General features: G+C 61.5%; 23 protein-coding genes. 15 read left to right on the plus strand and 8 right to left on the minus strand.

Annotated features, from left to right (window positions below):
* Positions 1-158: 158 nt before the first annotated feature.
* Positions 159-407 carry a hypothetical protein gene (locus DDA93_RS01705; protein ID WP_133185387.1) on the plus strand — a complete coding sequence of 83 codons (249 nt, stop codon included), beginning with the start codon at positions 159-161 and terminating at the stop codon, positions 405-407.
* Between the two features lie 659 nt (positions 408-1066).
* Here DDA93_RS01705 and mutM read toward each other — a convergent pair.
* From mutM to DDA93_RS01730, 4 genes are all read right to left on the minus strand, one after another.
* Complete coding sequence (mutM, locus tag DDA93_RS01715; RefSeq protein ID WP_116777909.1) at positions 1067-2065, minus strand: bifunctional DNA-formamidopyrimidine glycosylase/DNA-(apurinic or apyrimidinic site) lyase; 999 nt, start codon at positions 2063-2065, stop codon at positions 1067-1069.
* Positions 2066-2073: 8 nt separating this feature from the next.
* Positions 2074-2862: a ribonuclease III gene (rnc, locus tag DDA93_RS01720; protein WP_116777910.1), complete on the minus strand. Its 789-nt coding sequence runs from the start codon at positions 2860-2862 to the stop codon at positions 2074-2076.
* A gap of 63 nt (positions 2863-2925) precedes the next feature.
* Complete coding sequence (rpmF, locus tag DDA93_RS01725; RefSeq protein ID WP_024476178.1) at positions 2926-3129, minus strand: 50S ribosomal protein L32; 204 nt, start codon at positions 3127-3129, stop codon at positions 2926-2928.
* Between the two features lie 2 nt (positions 3130-3131).
* Positions 3132-3656, minus strand: a complete 525-nt coding sequence (locus DDA93_RS01730) for a DUF177 domain-containing protein (RefSeq protein ID WP_116777911.1) — start codon at positions 3654-3656, stop codon at positions 3132-3134.
* Between the two features lie 312 nt (positions 3657-3968).
* Here DDA93_RS01730 and DDA93_RS01735 point away from each other — a divergent pair, with 312 nt between their 5' ends.
* The 6 genes from DDA93_RS01735 to DDA93_RS01765 all read left to right on the plus strand — a co-directional run bounded on the left by DDA93_RS01735 (position 3969) and on the right by DDA93_RS01765 (position 8186).
* The gene (locus DDA93_RS01735; RefSeq protein ID WP_243400477.1) at positions 3969-4562 is read left to right on the plus strand and encodes a YdcF family protein; all 594 of its coding nucleotides are present in this window, start codon (positions 3969-3971) and stop codon (positions 4560-4562) included.
* Positions 4563-4671: 109 nt separating this feature from the next.
* Positions 4672-5016, plus strand: coding sequence for a DUF3140 domain-containing protein (locus DDA93_RS01740; RefSeq protein ID WP_116777912.1), 345 nt, complete (start codon positions 4672-4674; stop codon positions 5014-5016).
* A gap of 51 nt (positions 5017-5067) precedes the next feature.
* Positions 5068-5472: a TOBE domain-containing protein gene (locus DDA93_RS01745; RefSeq protein WP_116777913.1), complete on the plus strand. Its 405-nt coding sequence runs from the start codon at positions 5068-5070 to the stop codon at positions 5470-5472.
* 61 nt (positions 5473-5533) lie between these two features.
* Positions 5534-6253 carry a molybdate ABC transporter substrate-binding protein gene (modA, locus tag DDA93_RS01750; protein ID WP_243400481.1) on the plus strand — a complete coding sequence of 240 codons (720 nt, stop codon included), beginning with the start codon at positions 5534-5536 and terminating at the stop codon, positions 6251-6253.
* Between the two features lie 170 nt (positions 6254-6423).
* Positions 6424-7152, plus strand: coding sequence for an ABC transporter permease (locus DDA93_RS01760; RefSeq protein ID WP_243400482.1), 729 nt, complete (start codon positions 6424-6426; stop codon positions 7150-7152).
* Complete coding sequence (locus DDA93_RS01765) at positions 7149-8186, plus strand: ATP-binding cassette domain-containing protein (RefSeq protein WP_116777916.1); 1038 nt, start codon at positions 7149-7151, stop codon at positions 8184-8186. The genes DDA93_RS01760 and DDA93_RS01765 overlap by 4 nt, the downstream gene beginning before the upstream one ends.
* A gap of 66 nt (positions 8187-8252) precedes the next feature.
* Here DDA93_RS01765 and DDA93_RS01770 read toward each other — a convergent pair whose 3' ends face one another.
* The 3 genes from DDA93_RS01770 to coaD form a co-directional block, all read right to left on the minus strand.
* Positions 8253-13346 (minus strand): peroxidase family protein, encoded by a 5094-nt coding sequence (locus DDA93_RS01770; protein ID WP_116777917.1) that lies wholly within the window; start codon positions 13344-13346, stop codon positions 8253-8255.
* A gap of 312 nt (positions 13347-13658) precedes the next feature.
* The gene (locus DDA93_RS01775) at positions 13659-13916 is read right to left on the minus strand and encodes a hypothetical protein (protein WP_116777918.1); all 258 of its coding nucleotides are present in this window, start codon (positions 13914-13916) and stop codon (positions 13659-13661) included.
* Positions 13917-13964: 48 nt separating this feature from the next.
* Positions 13965-14441 carry a pantetheine-phosphate adenylyltransferase gene (gene coaD / locus DDA93_RS01780; protein WP_116777919.1) on the minus strand — a complete coding sequence of 159 codons (477 nt, stop codon included), beginning with the start codon at positions 14439-14441 and terminating at the stop codon, positions 13965-13967.
* Between the two features lie 78 nt (positions 14442-14519).
* On the opposite strand from coaD, the gene DDA93_RS01785 reads away from it, so the two are divergent.
* The 3 genes from DDA93_RS01785 to DDA93_RS01795 all read left to right on the plus strand — a co-directional run bounded on the left by DDA93_RS01785 (position 14520) and on the right by DDA93_RS01795 (position 17077).
* Positions 14520-15758: an aminotransferase class I/II-fold pyridoxal phosphate-dependent enzyme gene (locus tag DDA93_RS01785; RefSeq protein WP_165802546.1), complete on the plus strand. Its 1239-nt coding sequence runs from the start codon at positions 14520-14522 to the stop codon at positions 15756-15758.
* 5 nt (positions 15759-15763) lie between these two features.
* Complete coding sequence (locus DDA93_RS01790) at positions 15764-16567, plus strand: fused MFS/spermidine synthase (RefSeq protein ID WP_243400483.1); 804 nt, start codon at positions 15764-15766, stop codon at positions 16565-16567.
* A 219-nt stretch (positions 16568-16786) separates the two neighbouring features.
* Complete coding sequence (locus DDA93_RS01795; protein WP_116777922.1) at positions 16787-17077, plus strand: DUF1540 domain-containing protein; 291 nt, start codon at positions 16787-16789, stop codon at positions 17075-17077.
* A 43-nt stretch (positions 17078-17120) separates the two neighbouring features.
* Here DDA93_RS01795 and DDA93_RS01800 read toward each other — a convergent pair whose 3' ends face one another.
* Positions 17121-17543 carry a hypothetical protein gene (locus DDA93_RS01800; RefSeq protein WP_116777923.1) on the minus strand — a complete coding sequence of 141 codons (423 nt, stop codon included), beginning with the start codon at positions 17541-17543 and terminating at the stop codon, positions 17121-17123.
* A 212-nt stretch (positions 17544-17755) separates the two neighbouring features.
* On the opposite strand from DDA93_RS01800, the gene DDA93_RS01805 reads away from it, so the two are divergent.
* Genes DDA93_RS01805 through DDA93_RS01825 form a run of 5 tightly spaced genes read left to right on the plus strand, consistent with a single transcriptional unit; the run spans position 17756 to position 24146 of the window.
* A complete protein-coding gene (locus tag DDA93_RS01805) occupies positions 17756-19066 on the plus strand; it encodes a glycosyltransferase (protein ID WP_116777924.1) in 1311 nt (436 codons plus the stop codon).
* A gap of 58 nt (positions 19067-19124) precedes the next feature.
* On the plus strand, positions 19125-20387 hold the full coding sequence (locus DDA93_RS01810) for a glycosyltransferase family 4 protein (RefSeq protein ID WP_165802538.1): 1263 nt from the start codon (positions 19125-19127) through the stop codon (positions 20385-20387).
* Positions 20384-21517 carry a glycosyltransferase family 4 protein gene (locus DDA93_RS01815; RefSeq protein ID WP_243400478.1) on the plus strand — a complete coding sequence of 378 codons (1134 nt, stop codon included), beginning with the start codon at positions 20384-20386 and terminating at the stop codon, positions 21515-21517. Before DDA93_RS01810 ends, DDA93_RS01815 begins: the two co-directional genes overlap by 4 nt.
* Positions 21514-23406: an ABC transporter ATP-binding protein gene (locus DDA93_RS01820; protein ID WP_243400479.1), complete on the plus strand. Its 1893-nt coding sequence runs from the start codon at positions 21514-21516 to the stop codon at positions 23404-23406. Before DDA93_RS01815 ends, DDA93_RS01820 begins: the two co-directional genes overlap by 4 nt.
* Complete coding sequence (locus tag DDA93_RS01825) at positions 23403-24146, plus strand: hypothetical protein (RefSeq protein ID WP_116777926.1); 744 nt, start codon at positions 23403-23405, stop codon at positions 24144-24146. Before DDA93_RS01820 ends, DDA93_RS01825 begins: the two co-directional genes overlap by 4 nt.
* The last annotated feature ends 3 nt before the right edge of the window (positions 24147-24149 follow it).

Consider the following 24149-nt stretch of genomic DNA (forward strand, 5'->3'; position numbering starts at 1 on the left):
CGGAACCCGACGTGCGGTCCACTGTACATTTCCTGGTCCGGGTTTGTCACATTTAGGTTACGGCGGCAGTATGCTGTTGGATGTCCCAGGTCGGGGCGCGGGTCCGACCGTGGAGGGCTGAGGCAATCCAACACGACCTGCAGGAATTCCGCCGGGGCGTGAACGAGCATCGAATAGGTGACACGGAGAATCCGTGCTCGACCGGTGGTGAGCAGGTTCCATCGGCGGCGGTCTTCGGCGAATTCGGCGGGACCACTGTGATGGTTGCGTCCGCTGGCTTCGATGCCCAGCTGTCCTTCGACGAACAGATCAAGCCGTCCCACACCCTTGATGTACACCTGTGTTTGGACGCTGAGTCCTGCGCGGCGCAGGTGGTAGCGGGCTGCGGTTTCGATGATGGATTGTGAATGGGGATCGATCATTCGCAGCACTGCCCTTTCTCGGGCGTCTCGTTTTCCAGCCAAGGCAGCGAGCGGTTCGCGGGGCGTCACATGTTTCAGTACCACCGCCGAGTCCAGGATGCAGAGCGCGTCAAGCTCTGGCAGACATCTGACACTTTGTACGCAGATATCCAGGATGCTGAGGCGACCTTGCGCCCGATGGACTTTGGACCCTTCCCCCAGCCGCCGGCTGTGGGAGACCCTCACATGGAGCCACGATGGTGGACGCAGCACCCAGAGGTTTCGTTGCGTTGCGGCACTGATCCAGGCCAGTTCAGCTTTGGCACACGTTGCAGTGAGCAGACTCCCAGTGATGCCGGGTAGCGCAAAGACTCCTGGCCCTGGGTTTACCACCTCACCCTTTGCGAGGGCTGCGCGGAGGTGAACGGATCCCAGACCGGCGCGGGTGGGTTCCCTACGGCGTGCCACGCCGCCTGGTTCTTGCAGTGTCTTGACCGTGTCCATGCCCAATGGTTGCCCTCTTTTGGGGTGTCAATGCGGCGTCACCCGTTCTATGTGGGTAAGCCTCCTTGGTGGAGCGGGAGTGGGGCTGGGGCTAGTGGGCAACGTGTCACGGGTGAGCTGCGAGGGAGTGCTGAGCCAAGGATCCCGGCTGCAGGGATGTGCTACCAGCGGCCGTTGCGGGGCTTCGGCTGACACCGCGGGCAACTGAACGACGAACGGTTCATAAACATCTCGCGGCGGATCAGCGAAAGGCTGTCAAAGAGCGGGTCGGCGGCGCAGCGGGTACAGGGTTCGCCCTCGCGGCCGTAGGCGTTGAGGGAACGTTCAAAGTAACCGGAGCTGCCGTTGACATTCACATAGAGTGAGTCAAAGCTGGTGCCGCCAGCGTCGAGCGCCCGCAGCATCACATCACGGCAGGCATCAATCAGCCGTAGGGCATCGGCCCGGCGCATGACATCCGTGGGGCGGGCATAGTGGACTTTGGCTGCCCACAGCGCTTCGTCGGCGTAGATGTTGCCGATTCCCGATACCAGTCCCTGGTCCAGTAGCGCCCGTTTAATTCCGGTCCTGCGTCGCCGGAGCTTTGCGAAGAAGTCATCGAAGGAGAACGCCGGATCCAGCGGATCGCGGGCTATGTGAGAAGCCTCAACCGGGATCAGCGGCAGTGGACTCTCCCCCAGCCCACCCGGATGGCCGTCTGTGGTCGACACCATCGACGTCACAAAGAGGCCGCCGAAAATGCGCTGATCAACAAACCGAAGCTCCTGCGGCAGGGGTCCGGCATCAGGATCGTCGACAGCCGACAGGGTGAGCCTGACCCGCAAGTGCTTTTCCTCGGGCAAGCCTGCGTCTTTGACCAGCAGCTGGCCGCTCATGCCCAGGTGAGCCATCAGGGCCACTGGCGCGACACCACTCGTGCCACCACTCGTGGCAGTCCCACCAGCCTCGGCCGGAGGGGCCAACGGCATCCACAGGAACTTTCCCCGCCGCACCACGTCCAGCACCCGGGCTCCCACCAGATTGCCGGCGAAGTCTTCGGCGCCCAGCCCGTGACGGCGGATGGAGCGGACATCAAGGATGTCGACGTCGTCAATGGTTCGTCCCAACACCCAGCGGGCGAGGCCGCGACGCACCACCTCAACCTCGGGAAGTTCAGGCATGGTACGGCTTAGGCTGACTCGGCCGAACCGGGGGCGGCAGTCAGGTCAGAAGCATCAGCAGGGCCAGTGCCATTGGCTGGGGCCGACACCGAGTAAGCGGCCGATTTGGGTTCGTGGGCGAGGTGCCGGAGCATCTTCCACGACGCGGCGGCTGCCTCCTGCTCGGCTTCCTTCTTGGAGGGACCCGACCCGGAGCCATACGGCAGTCCGCCGACCATGAGGAGGGCTTCGAAGGTGCGTGCGTGGTCGGGGCCGGAGCCGGTGACCTTGTAGTCAATGGCGCCGAGCCGGCGTGCTGCGGCGATTTCCTGGATGCTGGTTTTCCAGTCGGTGCCGGCGCCCATCGCTGCAGCACTGCCAAGCAGCGGCGCGACAAGCCGCATCACCATGGCCCGAGCCACTTCAATACCGTTGTCCAGGTAGGTAGCGCCAATAATGGCTTCCATCGTGTCAGCGAGGATCGAAGCCTTGTTCTTGCCGTTGGTCAGCTTCTCCCCCTGGCCCAGGAGCACATACTCGCCGAGGTCCAGTTCGCGGGCAATCCCGGCCAGGGCACGGGTGCTGACGACGGCGGAGCGTCGCTTGGCGAGATCGCCCTCTGACAGGTCGGGGTTATCCCGGTACAGCGCGTCGGTGACCGCGAGTCCCAGCACCGAGTCGCCCAGGAACTCCAGGCGCTCGTTGGTGGGGATGCCCCCGTGCTCGTAGGCGAACGAGCGGTGTGTCAGGGCAAGACGAAGCGTCCCGGCGTCTATAGAGACACCGAGACGCTTCAAAAGGTCTTCAGTATTAGCCACGTCTACTTACGCATTCGCATAAGAACGCTGCGGGTCCCCCGTTGCCGGGGTACGCAGCGGTCGTTAGACGTCGGCTACTTTGCGTCCCTTGTACTCAAGGAACAGTGCAGTGCCGGCGGAGTCGGTTACTACCTTGGCCTGGTGAGCCAGGCTGTAGGTAACGCGGCCGTTCTCCACGGTCTTCACCAGTTTGGGCGCAGTTGCCTTCCACTGGGACCGACGTGCACGGGTATTCGAGCGGGACATTTTCCGCTTAGGAACAGCCACGACTAACTCTCTTCTCTCTCGACAGACTCTGTACTTGCTGCCGCGTCGCTTGACGCTGCAGTGCCAGTCAACCCGGAAAGGGCGGACCAGCGGGGATCCAAAATTTCGTGCTGATGATCGGGGTCATCTGCAAGGCGTGCTCCACATTCAGAACACAGACCCTCGCAGTCCTCCCGGCACACCGGCTGGAACGGCAGCGACGTTACCACTGCGTCCCGAAGCACCGGCTCAAGATCAATTGAATCCCGATCTACCCGGTGCTCTTCAACAGGTTCTTCTCCCTCGGACAACTCGACGTCGTCGTAGTAGAAAAGCTCCTGCACATCGATGCTGCTGCTGTACCTGATGGGATCCAGGCACCGGCCGCATTCGCCCACGATCTCGACGTCTGCGGTACCAGATACCAAAATGCCTTCATGTACTGCCTCAAGTCTCAGATCCAGTTCCACGGGGGAACCTTCCTGAACACCGATGAGAACCACACCGAAATCCTTTGGTGCGGGTACATGTTCTTCGATTGTTCGCATGCTGCCCGGCTGCGCCCGAGGTCCTTGACGTTGAAAATCAAAGGCGAACTGAGATCGCTTTTAATGGGAACTCCTGTAGAACATATGACCGACGTATCATCTTAGCCTGATAAGCCCGCCCGGCTCAAACCAGAACCTGCGGACCCGGTATGCGGCTATTGCCGACGACGACGGCGAGTGCCGCTCATGCCCCACCTCACCACGGATTGGGGGCAGAGCCAAACGCGCCACGCGGGTAGGTCCCAGGCCATCCGGCGCTCCGGTGGGGTCTGGTCCCCCATCTCCCCCACCCCAGCACGTAGGCTGTGTCCAGTGAAGATTCCCCCAGCCACCAGTGCCGTGTGGCTGTGGCTGCGGCGATCGATGGCTGTCCTGGTGACCCTCGCCGGCGTCTGGCTGCTCGCCTGCTACTCACTCTTCATCAACCCTCCGGTCTTCGACGCTGCCCACGTGGCAAACGTTGAGGCAGACGCTGTGGTGGTGTTGGGTGGCGCCAGTTCGGAGCGGCTCCCCGTGGGGCAGGAGCTTGTCGCAGCCGGTCACTCATCCATCCTGGTGATGTCCACTACTAGCACCCCGGGAAACGTCGACGCCGACAAGTTGTGCCGGCGCCCAGCCCACGAGTCGCGGGTGTGCTTTGAGCCCGACCCCCAGACCACCCGGGGGGAGGCTCGCGCCCTGGCCCGGCTAGCCGCCGATCGGGGCTGGGACACGCTGATCGTGGTGACGTCGGACTATCACTCCCTTCGGGCCTTCACCAACCTCAGCCAGTGCTCCACTGCGGACCTGGTCATGGTGCCCTCCGAGCCGGACCATGGCTTCCTCGAATGGCTGCCCCGCTTCGTCGAGGAGAGCGCCGCCCTCACCGCGAGCTATGTGCGGCCGGTGTGCGCTAACCGCATCTGACAGCCTCCCGTGCCATGGTGCGTTCACCGCATTGGTCAGTATGCTTAGCGCTATCAGGGCCCGCCGATGGAGTGCGGCCTCACCTACTGCCTGAGGGGTAGCGCCACCGATGAGCGATTCCGAAAAGTCACTGGATTCAATCTGGTCCGACTGGAAACAGGCTGTCACCATGAATGCTTCCACCCTGGAGCGGTGGCTCGAAACCGATGAGTCCAAAGCGGTCGGTCAGAAGGGTGACGGCGGGGAATCCGTGGGTCATGCATCCGGTCGGCGGATTGTGAAGATGCTGCGGACCAATAAAGCGGATCTGAGCGAATCTGATGTCGAACACATGCACAAAGTCGTGGGCTACATCCACCGGCATCTGGCGCAGAAGCCCTCAGCTGACCTGGAAAACTCCCGGTGGCGGTACTCGCTGATGAACTGGGGGCGTGACCCACTCGAGCAGGACTAGGCCCCTCGAAGACTCCGACATTGCCGCATCTGCTGCGATAGAGTGTGTTTTATGTCGCAGATACGCATTAAAGATGCCGCTCACTATGTTGGGGTCAGCAGCGATACAGTGCGCCGCTGGGTGGAGGATGGCACCCTGACCGGTGAAAAGTCGGAGACTGGCGTTACCACAGTCGATGGGTTGGAACTTGCGCACCTGGCCCGTGAGCGGGCGGTCCTCCCAGACGATCCTTCGGGGATGGACAGTTCCGCCCGCAACCGATTTGTGGGACTGGTAACCCGGGTGGTGACGGACAAGGTGATGGCGCAGGTGGAGCTGCAGTGCGGACCGCATCGGGTGGTGTCGCTGATGAGCGCCGAAGCCGTGCGTGATCTGGCGTTGGAGCCCGGCTCGGTGGCTGTTGCCGTAGTGAAGTCGACAACCGTGATTGTCGAAACCCCCGGCCGGAAAGCCTGACGTGCAGACCAAACCTGAGTTGCGAACCGGAGGACGACGTCGTCTCCTGGCTGCGTCGTCGGTGGCAGTTCTTGCGCTGACGGCCTGCGGCGCCCCCGGCGATTCAGCGGAAAAAACGTTGACCGTCTTTGCTGCGGCATCCCTGCAATCGTCGTTCACCACCCTCGCCGAAGACTTTGAAGCGGCGAATCCGGGGATGGAGGTGATCCTGAGTTTCGCCGGTTCCTCGGATTTGGCCACTCAGCTCTCCGCCGGCGCCCCAGCCGACGTGTTTGCCGCAGCGGACACCGCCACCATGGACCGTCTGGTCCAGCAGGGCCTGATCGACGAAGCTCCGGTGGATTTCGCGTCCAATACCCTCATGATCGCTGTTCCACCGGGCAATCCGGCAGACGTGGCGGATTTTGGCGATCTGGCGGATCCGACCACGAAGGTTGTCCTCTGCGCCCCGCAGGTGCCCTGTGGGGCAGCGGCTGCCCAGGCGCAGCAAGCGGCAGGCATCACGGTGAATGCGGTCAGCGAGGAATCCTCGGTCACCGATGTGCTGGGCAAGGTGCGCTCCGGCCAGGCCGACGCCGGGCTGGTCTACGTCACCGATGTGCTGGCAGCCGGAGACGCGGTGGAGGGCATCGACTTCGACGAATCCGACCAGGCGGTCACCACCTATCCGCTGGCGGCCATGACGGCTGGCAACGTCGACGCCGCCCGCGGCTTCCTCGACCTGGTGACCGGGCCCGCCGGCCGGCAGTTGCTCGCTGACGCCGGTTTCGGTGCACCATGAGCAGCCCGAGAGCCAGCACCCCGGACCCCACCCCAAATCCCACCCCGGCCCCCACCCGGGCGCCCACCCGGGGCCGATCCTCCCGGCGCCCGCCTTCCCGGCGTCGGTCGATCCAGCACGGCATTCCGCGGTGGGTGTTTCTGGTTGCCGGTGTCGGTGCACTGTTTGTCATGTTGCCGCTGGCGGCGATGATTTCGCAGGTGAACTGGGCCGAGTTTTTCTCCCTCATCACGTCTGAATCCTCGGTGGCAGCGCTGGGCCTGAGCCTGCGCACCTCAGCAATCAGCACCGTGTTGTGCGTAATCTTTGGGGTGCCGATGGCTCTGGTGTTGGCCCGCACCGACTTTCCCGGCCAAAAGCTGCTGCGTGCCCTGGTGCTGTTGCCGCTGGTGCTGCCTCCGGTGGTTGGCGGCATCGCCTTGCTCTACACCTTTGGCCGCCAGGGTCTGCTGGGGAACAATCTCCAGGTCCTGGGGATCGACATTGCGTTCTCAACCACCGCCGTCGTGATTGCCCAGACGTTTGTGGCGTTGCCGTTCCTGGTGCTCAGCCTCGAGGGTGCGATCAGGTCGGCGGGCAACCGGTACGAAGCGGTGGCAGCAACCCTTGGGGCACGCCCGGGAACGGTGTTGCGGCGAATCACTCTGCCACTGGTGCTGCCAGGGCTGATCTCGGGGATGGTGCTGTCCTTCGCCCGTGCGCTGGGCGAGTTCGGCGCCACACTGACCTTTGCCGGCAGTCTGGAGGGCGTGACCCGCACCCTGCCGCTCGAGATCTACCTGCAGCGGGAAACTGACCCTGATGCCGCCGTCGCGCTGTCACTGGTACTGGTGGTGGTGGCAGTGCTGGTGGTCGGGCTGGCACACCGGAGCCGCCCCCAGAGCGGCGGCGCGCTGTGAGCCTCACCGCAGATGTGCAGGTGGCCGCCCGCAGCCTGGCGGTGCAGCTGACCGTGGAGGAGGGCGAAACGGTTGCCGTCCTCGGTCCCAACGGCGCCGGCAAGTCGACACTGCTCGCGGTGCTAGCCGGTCTCCTGCGTCCCGACGGCGGCAGCGCCACCCTGGACGACACCACCCTGTTTGCAGAAGGAGTCTGGCTGCCACCGTATGCCAGGGGTGTCTCACTCTTGGCGCAGGAGCCGCTGCTGTTTCCGCATCTCAGCGTGCTGGACAATGTGGCCTTCGGGCCGCGTAGCCGGGGCGAAGGCAGGGCTACCGCCAGGGCCGAAGCGCTCCGGTGGCTTCGGGAGGTGGAGGCGGAGGAGTTTGCTGACCGTCGGCCGTCGGAGCTGTCCGGCGGACAGGCGCAACGGGTGGCGGTGGCCCGGGCCCTTGCCACCCACCCGCGGCTGCTGTTGCTCGACGAGCCGATGGCGGCTCTGGATATCGCCGTGACCCCTGCGATGCGACGGACCCTGAAACGGGTGCTGGCGGGACGCAGCGCGATCATCGTCACCCACAGCGTGCTGGACGCCCTGATGCTCGCGGACCGCACGGTCATCATCCAGGCAGGACGGGTCGTGGAGGCGGGACCCACCCGTGACGTTCTCGAACGACCGCGCAGTGCTTTCGGCGCGAGCCTCGCCGGGTTGAACCTGGTGACCGGCACCAGCACGACCGGCGGCCTGGTCGCCGGGGATGGGCTCCGGCTATCGGCGATCGCCGAAGAGCCGCTGACTGTGGGTCAGGAGGCGGCGGCTGTCTTCAGCCCCCGCGCGGTCTCGGTGTTTGTTATGGAACCGTCCGGTAGTCCGCGGAATGTGCTGCCGGTAGTGATCAACGATCTGGAACAGCGCCGCGGTGTGGTCAGTGTCCGCGCCGGTCACCTCAGCGCCGAGATCACCGCCGCAGCCGCGGCGGACCTTGACCTGGTCCCCGGGATGAAGGTGTTCTTCGTGGTCAAGTCCACCGAAGTGAGCCTTTATCCACATTAATTCGGAAGGGACCCGCAGCCTGAGCTACGGGTCCCTTCCTGTTCAGTTGTATTCCAGTTCACCGGGTTACGGTGCTGGGGCCACCTCCGCTTCTGTGGCTTCCGACGTGACCTGAACCGGTGTGCCATCGGCGTCGGTGAAGGTCGCAACAACCTGTAGCTGGAATCCTTCTTCCGCCTCCGTGATGACGAACTCTCCCGTGGTGTTGTTCTGAGTCGTGGCGGCGTTTGTATCTCCGCCCTCACCGACAGCGACTGCCTGCAGTTCGAAGGCGACACCTTCCGCCGCAGGATCGATATCAGCCGTCACGGTTACCGTGTCGCCAACAGCTGCGACAACCTCATCCAGTGTCACGGTATCCGCGGGCAATGCGACTGGAGCTGCAACGCCATTAGAAACATCGACCGATTCATCGCTGAACTGAAGAACATCGATGTTTTTCAGAACATCTGAACGGATGCCCGGTTCCAAGATGTTGGTGACACGAATGGCACCGTCTGGCAGTTCCTCAATAGTGAACTCGGCCCGCGTTTCCGCGTAGACAACGGTGTTCGACACCTCAGCCTGGTCCGAATCGGCATCCATGATCCTCCGTTCAATGTACAGGTCTCCCGGGTTGATTTCCCCGGTAAAGATCCGTACCTGGAAGGCGGTAATCGACTTTTGTCGTTCAACGACAGGCTCCGTTTCGCCGCCTGGCCGCCAGACTACGTTAACATCAAGCCACGCGTCGCCATCGACGAAGTTCCGTCCGAGGCGAGGCTCAATGAGGTCGTTGCCCGGGCCGCCGAGGATGACGTTGTTATTGAAATCATCCTCAGTGGTTGGCTCGCCCACCAGGAACGGCAGGGAGTACTCCGGCCGTTCCCCGCCACCAAGCAGATCACGCAACCCTTGGATCCGGTCCAGGTGTTCCTGTGTCAACCGGTGTCCGTACCCAAGGGTTCCAATCGATGGTTCCGTGATGTCATCCTCGGTTGCTGCGCCTCGGAGAACATCGTTGCTGTTCCAACCGGAGAGTGCTTCAACGTTAAGGAATCTGTCGCGGATTGCGGTCAGGGTATCGGGCAGGATCTGCAGGATCGACAGGTCCGCGTTGACCGGGTAGGGGTTGTCTTTATAAGTCACCCAGTCAAAGCCGAGCATTCCACCAAACCGTTCCGTGCCGGCGCCGGCTACCATAACGTCATCGCCGCCTTCAGCATCGTGATCGTTGTTGCCTGCTCCCCCGATGAGTACGTCGTGTCCGCCGTGCCATAGGTTGGGATCATTCATCATGGTGTTGCTGTTGTCGCCGGACATCAGGTCGTGACCAGCTCCCCCTTCAATCCAATCATCGTCTTCGTTGCCGGTGATGACATCTGGTCCAGTTGAACCACGGATGAAGTCACTACCAATTCCGCCGAAGATCGTTGAGTTGTCCTGGCCGCCGTAAATGACGTCCTTTCCTGAACCTCCGAACAAGAGGTCGATACCGGGACCGCCGTTGATGGCATCGTTACCCGCTTCGCCCTGGATCCTGTCGTCGCCGTTCAGATCCGTGAGGATGTCGTCGCCGTCGCCGCCCATGATCGTGTCATTGCCGTCGTCGCCCTCAATCCGGTCATTGCCCGCGGCACCCCAGATGGAGTCGTCGCCGATACCTGCCCGGATGTTGTCGTTACCGTCGGTACCATGGATGGAGACGTGCTCTCCACCAGTGAACCGCGCTTGACCGTTGATAAAGGTCATGCCGGCGTTTGCTGCAGCGCTCGGATTGGACAGATCGAACGCGATCTGTGGTGCCGCGAACAGATCGTGCTGCAGGTTGTATGTTTCGGTGTTCCGTTCAACAATCTGCGATAGAGAATTCGCCTCCAGCGCGTGGAAGAGGGAGTTGCCCAGGTTGCGGTTCAGATAGTAGAAACGGTCGCCGTTCTGCAGGCTTTCCAGTTGGGTCTCGAAAACGAAGTTGAACGTCGAGCCGAGCATGCCGCCGAATACGAACGGCTTTTCTGCCAGACCGCCCATCCAGAAGTCGATATTGTTGACTCCAGTATCGGCAGCTGGTGCGTTCATGAACGCGGTGTCGGCAATCAGAACCGTGGCAGCTGAACGCTGGTCTGCCATAGTCGTTGCGGACGCAAGCGTTGGGTGAGTTCCGTAGGCCGCTACAAAGTTAAGGATGGACTCCGGGTTCTTCATACCGAGCCGGAAATCCTCCCAGCTTGTATAGGGAGCCAGCTGCGGCATCAGTGTCTCGTCATAGAACGTTTGGCGTGCCACCTGCAGCCCAGGCACACCAGTTTCCCTCGCACGCAAGATGTTGATCGATGCTAGGTCCAATGGGAGTCCAAGTAGCTGGTTACGCAACGTATCTGCCACGAACTCGTCGATGCCAGCGGCGGTTTGGTTGGCCATGCCTTTGATCACAGAACCAGCCGCAGCCTTGGAAGTCAAAGCTTCGCCGTTAGGCCCGAGCTTGTATCCCACCGGATCAAGGAACGCATCCAGCAACGGTTGCTTCTCCACCACACCGCCAAAGTCGCGATCCACGGTGTCGGTGAGCATCGAGTGTCCGAAGCGGTATACGACGTTAGCGAACTCCGAGGAAATCGCTGGATTCACGTCCGGCATGTAGGAATTCTCGTTAAGAACCGTTGCATCGATCGACGGTTGTATCCTGCGTCCGAACTCTTCAAAAACGAGGTGTTGATACTGCATCTCCGTGAGGAACCGAGCAGCCTGGAACAGACGTTCCCCATAATCCCAGAATCCATCCACCTGATACTTGGCCAATAGTGCCTCCTGGCCCGGTTCCTGCAAGAAGGATTTTACCTGCTCCATAACCCGGTTGTGCTCGGAATGGAACACCTGGTGAATAGCCGTCAGCGCGATGTTTTCGTTGCCACGTCCGTCACCTGTGACAAAGTGTGCATCAAGTGCAGCGTTATCGTAGCCGGCTAGCTCGTTGGGCACAGCGCCATGGGCGATATCGTCAAGGAAGGCGTTATTGGCACGTAGCGCGCCCGCTGTGGAGATTGGCGCCTCAGGGTTGCCCTCGATGAACCCATCCTCGAATGCAACTTGAGGATAGCCATTCGCGCCGGGAACAAAACGCCCGTACGGATCCGTCTTAAGGAGGGGAACATCGAGGACGTCCATATCCCTTAGATTTATGCCAAGCAGTTCGCGAGCCTGAGTCTTAGTGTCTGCCCAGGTGGCCAGGCTGTCCGGGTCCGCGCCGTTGAGGAGGCGTCCCGTCGGCACTGGTCCACTTGCTGTGGATTGGTACTCCCGCAAGAAAACCTGGTGTGAAGGGTGAGACGTGTAGGTCTGGTTCTGGTCGACGAAGGGGGTTGTACGGTTGGTGTGGTTTCGCTCTGTCCCGTCCGCACCCGTATCGATGGTTGCGCGATTCAGCATGAAGAAGTTGGTGCGCGAACCTTCCACATACAGGGGGTCATCCGGCCGGAGCGGAACCACTACGGTCCCGTTGCCGCCCTTGGAGATCAGGTCGAGTCCGTGGTCAAAGAATTGACCGAAGATGGTGAACAGTGATGTTGCAGATGCTGACAAGCCCTCGTCAGTTGCAATGTCCGGGATGAAAATCTGGGTACCGGGCAACAGCTCGGTCACTGCGCCTTCCGTCTCCGCCGGAACAGCCACTGGGCCTCCGAGGATTGTGACGGTCTGTGGTGCAAGTCGCTGCAGTTCTGCAGCGACTGTTGGCGGCATGGCTCCCGTGTCAGGGACCAGCAGCAGAGGACCCCCACGCAAGCCAGCAAGGTAGGAGCCGGCGAGCGCATCCGGGAAGTCCGTGCCGCGGGCGATGAACGCGTGGGTAACCCCGGGAGCGTAATTTGCCTGTGAAAGAGCCACCGCCGTCTCGTAACGATCGACACCATCGATCCGCGTTACGGCGCCCGTAGTGTAGTCCGCCAGTTGGGTGACAACAGCCTCGCTGACGCGCTGTGTGGTTCCAACAACCACAATCTCCTGAGGAGCTAGGCGCTGCAGTTCAGTAATGGTTGCTGCCGGAATCGAGGTCCCGAGCGTGAGCAGCACCGGGTGGCCATCGCGGGCCGCCGGAGCGGCCGCAACGAGAGCGTCGGGAAAGTCCTGGCCGGTGGCGATGTAGACCTTGCCAATGTTCGTGGCAAAGGTGTCGGCGCTGATCGCCGCCGCGGTTCCATAGCGGGTGTCTCCCGCTAGGCGAGTGACTGTGCCGGTAGTGTAGCTCTGCAAGGCGGTAGCCACACCCTCGCTTACGGCAACGGGCCCGCCCAGTACGACAATGCGCTGGGGAGTTAGCCGTTCGAGTTCCGCAATAGTTTCAGCGGGGATCGCGCTGGGGCTAGTCAACAGGATAGGACCGTTGTTGGCTTTCGCCGCGGGTCCACCCGTTAGGGCATCAGGATATAGGTCGCCGCGAGCAATATAGGCCACTGGAACATCAGGCCCAAACGTGTCCGCGCTGACAGCGGCGGCCGTGCCAAACCTGTTTGCTCCTTGCAGACGGTTGGCTACCGTCACCGGTACAACCTCGGAGCCTTCAACCCTTGCAGCCACAGCAACTGCTGCTGGGTTGCTGGTGGTTTGGTCCACGATGAGGTTGCTGACATTCCTTGGAGAAGAGTCGTAAACAAATCCGTCGGTCTGCTCATAGCTGGTAGCCGGGCCGGGAGCGCCACCCGGTGGGGGGCCGCCCGGCGCGCCCGGCGGGGCCGATTCGGCCTCGCGGAACTCGGCCGGGAGCATACGGGGAAAGGTTTGTCCGCCCGAGCCCCAGCCGTCCTGGTTAGGCAGAAGATTGTTCCAGCGTCCATCGACGGTGCGCAGCCCAAACGGCGAAGTGACGGCCCCCACACAGGGGTCGCCATCGGAGTCGTAGTGTGTCTGTTCGGCGACGTTGAAAGTGTTGCCGGGGTTGCAGAGAGGTGATGAGTTCTGGTCGAGCAGCACGTCCTCGGCATGTGCTTCTGAAATTGCGATCTGCTTGAGAATGAATTCGAGGTCACCGGTGGTGACATTGAAATCCTGGCCGGGAGGAGGTGCTGCTCCGGCGAGCTGTCCAGGCAAAACAAGCCCGGAGAGAACAATGGCACTGCCTGCTACGAGTGCTGTCAACTTGGTGCTGGTTTTGCGGCCCGGAGAACGATGCCGCGGTTCGATGCCCATATCTACTCCCCTATGATGGGCCCAGCTCTTTATCGCCGAGGCCCCCCAAACAACGGCACGAGTGTGTTTACCGTTAGGTGGAAGTTGTCATCAAGACCCTGCAAATAACTTGGGGAGGTAACAGGGGGATAGAAAAATAATGGTTGGCAGTGCGTTAGCAACCCACCCGTTCATCATTTTATTCGGCGCTAACTAGGACAGTTGCTTGTGCCGAGCCGTGCTGTGACGCTGGCCAGCTAAAGGCCAGTGTCAGTCGCCGCTACTGCAACGAAGTAATAACCAGTGGACCGCGCCTTCTTCTGGCAACCTTCGCTATTCGCCCGAGTCCTGCGACTTAGCTGCACCGTCGGACATGCCGTCGGATGTGCCGTCGTCGTCGCGCTCGTCGAGTTCCTCGTCGAGCTCTTCCTTGCGGAATTCGGTCTCGGGGTGTGGTTGTCCCTCGTCGACATACTCCTCGTCGATCTGACGGTGGACTTTGCTGTTCAGCACTTCCACTTCACCGTCGGCCAGGTTGTCAAGATCCTTCGGGAATGGATCTTCGGGTGCGAGGCGGGTCTTGTCGTTCATCAGGCCAGACTACTTCATCGGACCAGATCCGTCCCACTAATTGGGGCCCTACGATGACGGCCGTTTGAGCCTTTTCAGCACACCCTTGGGAACGAACGGCGAGATGTCTCCGCCGAGTGAGTCGACCTCTTTCAAGAGCGACGACGAAAGATGGGTGTAGCTGTTTTCGGCCGGGATGAAGACGGTTTCGACGCCGGTGAGTTGGCGATTCATGGTGGCCATGGGCAGTTCATAGTCGAAATCCTGGCTGGACCGCAGACCCTTGACGATGAGGTTGGCGCCATGTGAGCGGCAAAAGTCAGCCAGCAGACCTTCGCTCATGGGCAGGACTGACACGCCCCGGAGGTACTGGAGGGTTTCGCGGACGCTGTCGAGGCGTTCATCCAGGTCGAACCGGTATTTTTTGGCTGGGTTGTTGGACACCGCAACGATCACCTCATCAAAAAGGCTTGCGGCTCGGGCGATGACCTCCACGTGACCGTTGTGGATGGGGTCAAAGGATCCGGGGCAGACTGCGCGACGCATGGTTCGAATCTACAGTGAAGTGCGCTTCGGTACACCCGGCCGCGGCGGTGCGGCGTCATAACCGCAATACTTGAGTGCATGAGTTCAACTACTTCTTCACTGGTGACCGGCACCGCGACAACCCCTACGCCATGGCAACGGACGGCGTCGGGCGCCAATCTGTTGGCCGCCGATGGGCGTCTCGGTGTCACGATCTTCGAGGAAATCACCATGTTGGCGATGCAGCACGGTGCCATCAACCTGGGGCAGGGTTTTCCTGATGAGGATGGTCCGGCTGAGATTCTTGAGGCTGCACGTGCTGCCATTGCGGCCGGCGCGAACCAGTATGCGCCGGGGCAGGGATTGCCGGTGCTGCGGGAAGCCATCGCTGCCCATCAGGAGCGGTTCTATGGGCTGACCCCGGATCCCGGCTCCGAGATTATCGTCAGCACCGGCGCAACCGAGGGCATTGCGTCAACAGTTTTGGCTCTTGCCGGACCCGGCGATGAGGTGCTCACCTTTGAACCGTTCTATGACTCGTATGGCGCGACGATCGGCCTCAGTGGCGCCACCCACACCACTGTTCCGTTGTCGGCTCCCGATTTCCAGCCCGATCTGGATGCCCTAGAGCGGGCTGTCAACGCCAATACCCGGATTATTCTGCTCAACAATCCGCATAATCCAACGGGCACCGTGTTTACGCGCGAGGTGTTGCAGAAGGTCGTCGATCTTGCGGTGAAGCACAACTCGGTGATCGTGACCGACGAGGTGTATGAACACCTCACCTTCGGCGTCAGGCATGTGCCGATTGCGTCGTTGCCTGGCGCTGCGGACCGCACGCTCACTATTTCCTCGGCAGGGAAGACGTTCTCGGTCACCGGCTGGAAAATTGGGTGGATCAGTGGGCCGCGGGAACTCATTTCGGCGGTCCGTACGGTAAAGACCTTTTTGACCTACAGTTCAGGGACTCCATTCCAGAGCGCTGTTGCACACGGTTTGGGTCTTGACAACAGCTTCTTTGCGACCACCGCAGCAACGCTGCAGGGTAAGCGGGACATTCTCAGTGCCGGCCTTGAGGCTGCCGGATTTGATGTCTTCACGCCCCAGGGCACGTACTTTGTGAACGTCGACGCAGCGCCGCTGGGAATTTCGGATGCCACCAGGTTGGCTCGGCGGTTGCCCGAACTGCTGGGGGTTGCGGCTATTCCGGTGGCTGTCTTTTGCCATCCCGACGGCGCCGCACGGACCAGTTCGTTGCTCCGGTTTGCGTTTTGCAAGAAGACCGAGGTGCTCGAAGAAGCAGCTGACCGTCTGTCGAATTTGCGGTCGCGGCTGTGAAGGGTGTGGATCTGGGCGCCGACGAGGATGGTGCTGTGCCCACCCTTCATTTGGCCGACATTGGCCAGCTAGCCGAAATTGATGAAGACGCGTTCACCGAGGGCGCTTACATTCTCAGTATTGGCGGTGCCCAACAATCGCATGTTGATCTGGGGAATCCCGGACATGTCTTTTATGAGTATCTGCGGCGTATTGCGAATGTCCTGGATATCTTTAAGCCTGCCGGTAAGCCAATTCATGTGTTGCATCTCGGTGCTGGCGCGTTGACGTTGGCGCGCTATGTCCAGGCGACGAGGCCAGGTTCTGAGCAGGTTGCGGTTGAACTGGAACGGGAATTGTTGGACTTTGTGCTGGAGCATCTGCCGCTGCCTGATGGCACCAGGTGTTCCCTGGTGATCGCGGATGCCCGGGCGGCGCTCGACAGGTTTGAGCCGGGTTCGTTTGATGCAGTGGTGCTCGACGTGTTTGCCGGCGATGATGCTCCCGCCCATCTCACCGATCAAGCGTTTTATCAGGCGCTGACTTCGTTGGCGGCTCCGGACGGCGTTGTTCTCGTCAATGTTGGGGACGATCCGCCGCTGACGTTTGCGCGTGCCCAGGTTCGTCGGTTGCAGGAGGCGGCCGACGACGTCGCGGTGTTGGCTGATGCGGGAATGATCGGAGGGCAACTGGCTGGGAATATCGTGCTGGTGGGAACCGATTCGGTGTGGCCAGCCGAGTGGTCGGATCCGCTGGTAGCGGCGGGTCCACATCCAGGTGTTGTGGTGACCGGTTCCGAACTTGTTGCATTCTCTGCGGGACCGCGGTAACGCCTGAGCAGGCAATATGCTCTTCAGCCGTACGCGATACGAAAGCAATAAATACGCTAATTTAATGTGCGCTATCGAATTGCTTTTAATCGGCTGCTTTTTCATTCATTCAGCAGTATGGTTGGGGCATAAGACGACGGGTTGGGCAGTGTTGATCCTATTGATCCTATTGATCCTGTGATCCTGTTGCCATCGCTGATTGCTACTGATGGAGGAACCATGACGACCGAAGTTGCGAGTGTTTCAGAGTGCAGTGTGGAATCCTGCTCTTTCAATCACGACGGCTGTACTGCCTACGCGATCACTGTCGGTGGTAGCCGCGATCATGCCTCGTGTTCGACGTTCATCGACACCTCAGCGACCGGGGGGTTGCCGATGGTGTTGGCTCACGTCGGTGCTTGTCAGCGCACCGAATGCACGTTCAACGACCACCTGATGTGCGGCAAGACCAATGTGACAATTGGCCACGGCGCCGACACCGCTGATTGCCTGTCCTACCAACCGCAATAGGACTTTCCCCCAAGTTTCACAGCGTCACAGACCCGGTTGCCCACTAGGACGGCCGGGTTTGTGCATGAGCGGGAGTACGCCAGTTCAGGAGCGCCACGAAGAGCGCGGTGAAGATCGAGGTGCCCGCGATCATGAGAATCGCGCCAACGATCCACAGCCCAGAATCGTCCATCGGTGCGGCTGAGATGGCAAACGCCGTGGTGAAGGCGACTGGCATAATCGCGACAACAGCAGCCGGATGCAGCATCCTGTTGCCAATCCAGCCGAGACCTGCCCAGGCGAGAATGCATCCGCCACCCTGCCACGCTTCATAGGGCCCGGATACCGAGCCTGTTGCGGGGTCGACGGCGTACTCTGTGTCCCATGCGAACCACCCCCACCACAGCCCGGCGCTCAGCGCGAAAAGGGAGACGGCTCTGATCGTGCCGATGGTACTGAAAACTGGGTGGTGTGAGGCAGGTTTCATGATTGATCTTTCAGGACGGGCGCTGACCCCAATAGTCCCACGGGGCAGTCCTGGCATCTCTTCAGCGCGGTCGTGCCCGCCACCCGGGGCTTCGCTGGCAGGCTGCCGGATGAGAGTTCTCTCATCAGGGGCTCACGAACGTCTCATAGGTGACTGACTAGATAGAGAACTTGCAGCAGTCACATCACCGCAGGGGAAGATCGGTCACCACCATGGAAACGCATGTGTCTCAGGCACACTCGTCGAAGGAACTGACCTCGACCGAGCACTGTTCCAAAGAACTTCGCGTCGTACTCTACTCGCATGATTCCCAGGGGCTGGGCCATACCCGACGCAATCTGGCGTTGGCGCACACTTTTGCTGCAAGCCTGCCGGGATTGACCGGCCGCACAGTCACCGGGTTGCTGGTCACCGGTGAATCCCAGGCCACCCGGTTCGACAGTCCCGACGACTGGGACTGGGTGGTGCTTCCTGGCATTTCCAAGGGCAGCGACGGCTATACGCCCCGAAATCTGGCAATCAATCAGTCCAAGCTCATCAGGCTGCGGTCGCAGATCATGGATGCCGTGCTGTCCGAATTTCGGCCCCACCTAGTGGTGGTGGACCGTCACGCATTCGGCGTCGACCGCGAACTTATTTCGGCGCTGTCAGAACTGAAGAAGGCTCGACCCGACTGCAAGGTCGTATTGGGGTTGCGTGAGGTGTTGGACACTCCCAAGGTCGCACGGCGGGAATGGAATGCCCTTGGTAACCTTGATCGTCTGCGGGAGTATTTCGATGAACTGTGGGTATACGGAGACCCGGCAATCCACGATCCGGTGAAGTCCGGTGAAATTCCCGGCAAGCTTGCGTCAATGGTGCGCTACACCGGTTATCTGGCCGATGGTCGGCAATCCAGGCGACGCACCGGTGCCACAGGAAAGCCCTACGTCCTGACCATGGCCGGCGGCGGTTCGGATGGACGCTCAGTTCTGCTGACCGCAGCCAAGGCAACAGTCCCCCACGGCTACGAACACCTGATAATTACTGGACCCCAGCTGCCCAAGGAGGACCGGATCCTCATCGAACAGGCGGCTGCGCCGGGCACCCGGGTGGTGTCGATGGTGCGAGACGGTCTGGCCGAGATGCGTGAAGCGTCGGCGATCGTGTCAATGGGCGGGTACAACTCGGTGTGCGAAATCATAAGCACCACCACTCCGGCATTGGTTGTTCCGCGGGTTATTCCTCGCCAGGAACAGCTCATTCGGGCCCGGTCGTTGGCTCATCATCAGCTCGTGGATCTGTGTCATCCCGACCAGTTCACGCCACAGGTACTCACGGACTGGTTCGACTCGGTGGTGGGAACGCCGACGCAACGCCTCAACGTCGACCGGAGCGGGCTCCAGACCGTTGGCGGCTATGCAGCCGATTTGCTCGGCCTGGCTGGTTCGACGACGTCGGTGTCCACCGAGCTGCCCGGACCGTCCGTATCGGCCGGACCGTCCACCCGTCACACCGATCGGCAGACCCTTGCATCCGTCTAGTCCCGCCCGCACCGCCTACATCCTGAAGATCTATCCCCGATTTTCGGAAACCTTCATCGTGACCGAAATTCTGGCTCGTGAGGCCGCCGGCGACGCGTTGGAGATCTTTTCGTTGCGGCCGCCAGCCGATCCTCGCTTTCACCCCGAGCTGGCACGGGTGCAGGCACCCGTCACGTATGTGTCCAAGCCAGCGAAATTGGCTGACGGGTGGGCCATCATGTCTGCGGCGCACTCGGCGATGCCAGGCTTCGGGGAGCGGTTCGCCCGCATGCTTCCGGACCTTGCTGGACTGGATCCGGTCGAGGTGCATCAGGGCGTGGAGCTCGCCACCCTGCTTTCGCAGCGGGGTATCACCCACCTACATGCGCATTTTGGTTCGATTGCCACCCGCACCGCCAAGATCGCCTCTGAGCTGACAGGTATTCCTTTCTCGTTCACCGCCCATGCCAAGGACATCTTTCATGAGGAAGTGGATCTCGAGGTGTTGCGGAGTCTGATCGGTACCGCGCACCATGTGGTCACGGTCAGTGATTTCAATCTGGCGTACCTGGCGCGGCTCTATCCCGAACATGCTGACCGGGTGTCGCGGGTCTACAACGGACTCGAACTCGAGCGGTTTCCCTTTGTTTCGCCCTCTGCCCCCGGGCCAGTGCTGCGGGTTGCCGCCGTGGGAAGACTGGTCGAAAAGAAGGGGTTCAATCTTCTGGTCGACGCCGTCGCCCAACTGGCGCGTCAGGGTGTGGCGCTTGAGGTCCGTATCGCTGGTGGCGGAAATCTTTACGAGGTGTTGGCCCAGCAGATCGTTCAGCTCGGCCTGGAGTCCACCGTGACGCTGCTGGGTCCGCGGACTCAGGCCGAGGTGGTCGAACTGCTGAGATGGGCCGATGTGTTCACGGCCCCCTGCCTGGTGGGTCAGGACGGCAACGCCGACGGCCTGCCGACCGTGCTGTTGGAGGCAATGGCAATGGGAGTGCCGTGCATCGCCAGCGATGTGACGGGGATACCCGAGGTCATCACCAACGCTAACGGCGTGTTTGCTGCAGAGCTGGAGTCGGACAGCGGGACAGCGGATAAAGAGCAGACCGGGATCTTGATCCGTTCGGGTGTGCCTAGCGATCTGGTTGATGCCTTGGTGACTGTGGCGTCGTCGTCGTTTGATCGGCAGTCGGTTGCCCTTGCTGCTCGGCGGGTAATCGAGAAGTCGTTCGATTCCCATCGGCAGTCAGCGCTGTTGCAGGACCTTGAATCGGGTAAGGCGCCCAGCAACACACCGGGCAGACCAGCGGATCGGGTACTGGCAGAGGCGGTGGCCCCCTCATGATGCGTGTCGCCTATCTGTGCCTCGACCCCGGGGTTCCGATCTTTGGCTCCAAGGGTGCCTCGGTTCATGTGCAGGAAATCATCCGCAGTTGGCGTGCACGTGGCGCCGACGTGACGATTTATTGCACTCGTCCGGGCTCCGACATTCCGGCTGATCTTGCCGATGTCCCGGTAGTCGTGCAGAGCATTCCCAAGGGCAGCGGGGACGAACGGGAACGTGCCCAGGCAGCTGCCGCTGCGGCATTGGCCGGTCGGGTCATCGCCGATGGTGCAACGGTGGCCTATGAACGCTATTCACTGTTCAGCGACGCCCTCGCCCGGGTGACTTCTGCGCTGAACATTCCGGGCTTCCTTGAGGTCAATGCTCCGCTGATCGATGAGCAACGCATTCATCGTTCACTCGTGGGTGAGGATGTTGCACTCGAGGCGTTGCAGCGTCAGGTGGCCGCGGCAGCCCGCACAGTGTGCGTGTCGCAGCCGGTCGCTGAGTGGGTGAAGGAACGGGTTTCCATTGAGCATCATTCGACGGTGGCGGTGGTTCCGAATGGGGTGAACGTCAATCGGATTCGGCCGACCCCGGAGACTGTTGGCAGCCCCGTGGTGGTGTTTGTTGGCACGTTGAAGCCCTGGCACGGCGTCGAGACGCTGATCCAGGCGAAAGCTGTTGCGTCCACAGATTGGGCGTTACGGATCGTCGGAGCTGGACCGGAGGGTGAGCGGCTTCGTGAACTCGCTGTGTCGACCGGCACGGCCGTCGAGTTCACCGGCGCCCTCACCCCCGACTTCATTCCTGCGGCGTTGGCTGGCTGTGCGGTCGCGACGGCGCCCTATCCTGCCATGGAGGACGCCAATGATCAGTACTTCTCGCCGCTGAAGATCTATGAATACTGTGCGGCGGGATTGCCGGTGGTGGCATCCCGGGTGGGCCAGGTGCCGTCAATTATCGACAACGGCGTGACCGGCCTTCTGGTGGATCCGTCAAATCCTGCGGCGCTTGCTGCTGCGATTGACGACCTGGCCGCGGCTCCGCTCGCCAGAGCTGCGATGTCGGATGCTGCACGCAGGATGGCAACCGATCATCACAGCTGGGACAGCGTGCTGGACCGCATTACCGAAGGGATCCTGGCATGACCATTTCGAAGACCCCTACGGTTCCGGAAATCGTCAGGGCACTGGAACCGGCGACACTGCCCACCATCGGTCCCAAAATGGCGCGCAGCCCGCTGCGTCGGACCATCAACATCGCCAAACCCCATTTACGGCAACACCGGATGCTGATGAGCGGCGGAGTGGTGGCGTTGCTCTTCGAAGTGATCTTCAGGGTGCTGGAGCCATGGCCGGTGAAGTTTGTGGTCGATGCCATCTCGCGCAGCCTGGGCGCCGAGCTTGCCGGAACTGGCCCGTTGGCCACCGAAGGGCTGCTGCTGGCCTGCGGCGTCGGTCTCCTGGTGATCATTGGGATGCGGGCGCTCTGTAACTATCTGGCCACTGTGGCGTTTGCTCTTGCCGGATCGCGGGTGGCCACCGAACTGCGGGGACGTGTTTTTGAGCATGTGCAGTCACTGTCCACGCGCTACCATTCGTCGTCGCGGACCGGTGACACCATTCAGCGGTTGGTGGGCGACGTCGGTCGACTGCAGGAGGTGGCGGTCAGCGCCGGGCTGCCGCTGATCGCCAACTGCATCACCCTGGTGGTGATGGGGGGCGTGATGTTCTGGCTTGATCCGTTGCTGGCGTTGGTGGTGCTGGTGGCGTGTGCCAGCTTCCTGTTGTTGTCGCGGCTGAGCACCGGAAAGATCACTGTTGCTGCGCGCCGAACCCGGAAAGGTGAAGGGTCGTTGGCCAACACCGCCCAGGAGAGTCTGGGTGCCATTCGGGTGGTACAGACCTATGGCCTGGAGAAGACGCTGTCGGATCGGTTTGGGAGCAGCAACCAGAAGACGCTCAGGGACGGGGTGCAGTCCCGCCGTTTGGCGGCCGCGTTGGAGCGACGCACCGACGTCATTGTCGGCGTTGCTACCGCCGTCGTCCTGGCCGGTGGCGGCTGGCGGGTGGTACAGGGAGCGATGACTCCCGGCGACCTGGTGCTGTTTCTGATGTACCTGAAGACCTCCATGAAGCCGTTGCGCGATTTGGCCAAGTACACCGGGCGGATTGCGAGGGCGACGGCGTCCGGTGAGCGGGTGGCCGATCTGCTCGATGAGCGGGTGGACATTGTTGATGCCCCCGACGCAGTGCCCCTGGGTAAGGTGTGGGGCGATGTCGAGTTCCGGGACATGACGGCTGCGTACGGTGATGGTGCGCCGGTCCTGAAGAATCTGAATCTGTCGCTGGTGGGTGGTCGCAAGACCGCGATTGTGGGTCCGTCCGGGTCCGGGAAGTCGACGTTGGTGTCGCTGATGGTGCGGATGATGGATCCGGTATCGGGGTCGGCCCATGTCGACGGGCTTGATCTGCGGATGGTGAAGCTGGAGTCGTTGCGGTCGAATATCAGTCTGGTGCTGCAGGATGCTGTGCTGTTCACCGGCACCATCCGGGAAAACATCCGCTATGGCCGTGCCGATGCCTCTGACGAGGAGGTGGAGCGGGCTGCGAAACTAGCCAATGCCCATACGTTCATTTCGGGTTTTGCCGACGGCTACGACACCCTGGTCGGCGAGCGCGGTGGCACGTTGTCCGGGGGACAGCGTCAGCGGATCACCATTGCGCGCGCGTTGCTTCGTAATGCGCCCGTGGTGATTCTCGATGAGGTGACGACCGGGTTGGATCAGGAGTCACGGTCTGAGGTGTTGGCGGGTCTGGCCACCCTGACCGAGGGTCGTACCACCATCACGATTACCCACGAGGCGTCGGTGGCTCTCACTCATGATCGAGTGGTGTGGTTGCAGGAGGGTCGGGTGCTGCTGGACGGGTCTCCTGCTGAACTGATGGAGCATCAGGTGTTTGCTTCGTGGGTTCGTCAGCAACAGGCAGCCGACGAAGCGCATCTGGCGGAGAAGTCCGCCGGTGGCGCAGCATGAACGCCATGACTGTCAGTGCGACGTCGACAGAGGATCCTGCTTTGCCAGGCCTTGCCACGTTTTTCGATGGGGACCAGCTGAGCGAACTGCTGGGTCGGCCGGTGCGTGCTGATCGGCTACGACATAAGCCGGGTACGTCGGCTGTCGTTAGGTTGCGGGAGGACGACGGCGGGATCAGCTGGTTGGCCACCTATGCACCTCATTCGGCAGTCAAGCTGGAGAAGGTCTTCAGTCGGGCGATGGCCAGTGGGTTGGCGCTCGAGAACGTGGCGCTGTCGGATCATCCGGGCCACCGTCTGGTGACGGGTCCGATCGAACTGGACCACCGGCTGTACAAGCCGTTGGCGCGGTTTCGCCGGGCGGGGATGGATCGTCTGTTTACCGATCGTCTGGTGAAGGTGCTCAACTACAACCCGCAGCGCAGGGTGGTGTTTGAGGTACTTCACGGGGAGGACCGGTTGGTGTGCAAAGTCGGAACGGCTGTCCCCGATGCCGATGGCCAGCTGCTGTCACAGCTCGCTGCGAGTGGAGTCCCGGTGCTGGAGAGTGTTGAGCCCGTGGGGTTGCCTTCATCGCGGCATCTCCAATACCTCTCGTGGTTTGGTGCTGGAGATCTCAGCACTGTCGAGCAGGACGGCGCCGGAGCAGCTTCCTATGCAGCGGGTGTGGCGTTGGCTCTTCTTCATGCCCAACCCCCTGCGTTTGGTACCCATCGGTGGCGGGCGCGGCCGGATCGCTGATGG

The sequence above is a fragment of the Arthrobacter sp. Bz4 genome (genome assembly GCF_003075455.1).
Lineage (GTDB): Bacteria > Actinomycetota > Actinomycetes > Actinomycetales > Micrococcaceae > Arthrobacter_D.

Excerpts from the sequence above, each read along its gene's own strand:
- mutM (WP_116777909.1), bottom strand. The coding sequence starts at position 2,065 with ATGCCTGAACTTCCCGAGGTTGAGGTGGTGCGTCGCGGCCTCGCCCGC.
- DDA93_RS01730 (WP_116777911.1), bottom strand. The coding sequence starts at position 3,656 with ATGCGAACAATCGAAGAACATGTACCCGCACCAAAGGATTTCGGTGTG.
- DDA93_RS01740 (WP_116777912.1), top strand. The coding sequence starts at position 4,672 with ATGAGCGATTCCGAAAAGTCACTGGATTCAATCTGGTCCGACTGGAAA.
- DDA93_RS01745 (WP_116777913.1), top strand. The coding sequence starts at position 5,068 with ATGTCGCAGATACGCATTAAAGATGCCGCTCACTATGTTGGGGTCAGC.
- DDA93_RS01760 (WP_243400482.1), top strand. The coding sequence starts at position 6,424 with ATGTTGCCGCTGGCGGCGATGATTTCGCAGGTGAACTGGGCCGAGTTT.
- DDA93_RS01770 (WP_116777917.1), bottom strand. The coding sequence starts at position 13,346 with ATGGGCATCGAACCGCGGCATCGTTCTCCGGGCCGCAAAACCAGCACC.
- DDA93_RS01775 (WP_116777918.1), bottom strand. The coding sequence starts at position 13,916 with ATGAACGACAAGACCCGCCTCGCACCCGAAGATCCATTCCCGAAGGAT.
- coaD (WP_116777919.1), bottom strand. The coding sequence starts at position 14,441 with ATGCGTCGCGCAGTCTGCCCCGGATCCTTTGACCCCATCCACAACGGT.
- DDA93_RS01785 (WP_165802546.1), top strand. The coding sequence starts at position 14,520 with ATGAGTTCAACTACTTCTTCACTGGTGACCGGCACCGCGACAACCCCT.
- DDA93_RS01795 (WP_116777922.1), top strand. The coding sequence starts at position 16,787 with ATGACGACCGAAGTTGCGAGTGTTTCAGAGTGCAGTGTGGAATCCTGC.
- DDA93_RS01800 (WP_116777923.1), bottom strand. The coding sequence starts at position 17,543 with ATGAAACCTGCCTCACACCACCCAGTTTTCAGTACCATCGGCACGATC.
- DDA93_RS01805 (WP_116777924.1), top strand. The coding sequence starts at position 17,756 with ATGGAAACGCATGTGTCTCAGGCACACTCGTCGAAGGAACTGACCTCG.
- DDA93_RS01815 (WP_243400478.1), top strand. The coding sequence starts at position 20,384 with ATGATGCGTGTCGCCTATCTGTGCCTCGACCCCGGGGTTCCGATCTTT.
- DDA93_RS01820 (WP_243400479.1), top strand. The coding sequence starts at position 21,514 with ATGACCATTTCGAAGACCCCTACGGTTCCGGAAATCGTCAGGGCACTG.
- DDA93_RS01825 (WP_116777926.1), top strand. The coding sequence starts at position 23,403 with ATGAACGCCATGACTGTCAGTGCGACGTCGACAGAGGATCCTGCTTTG.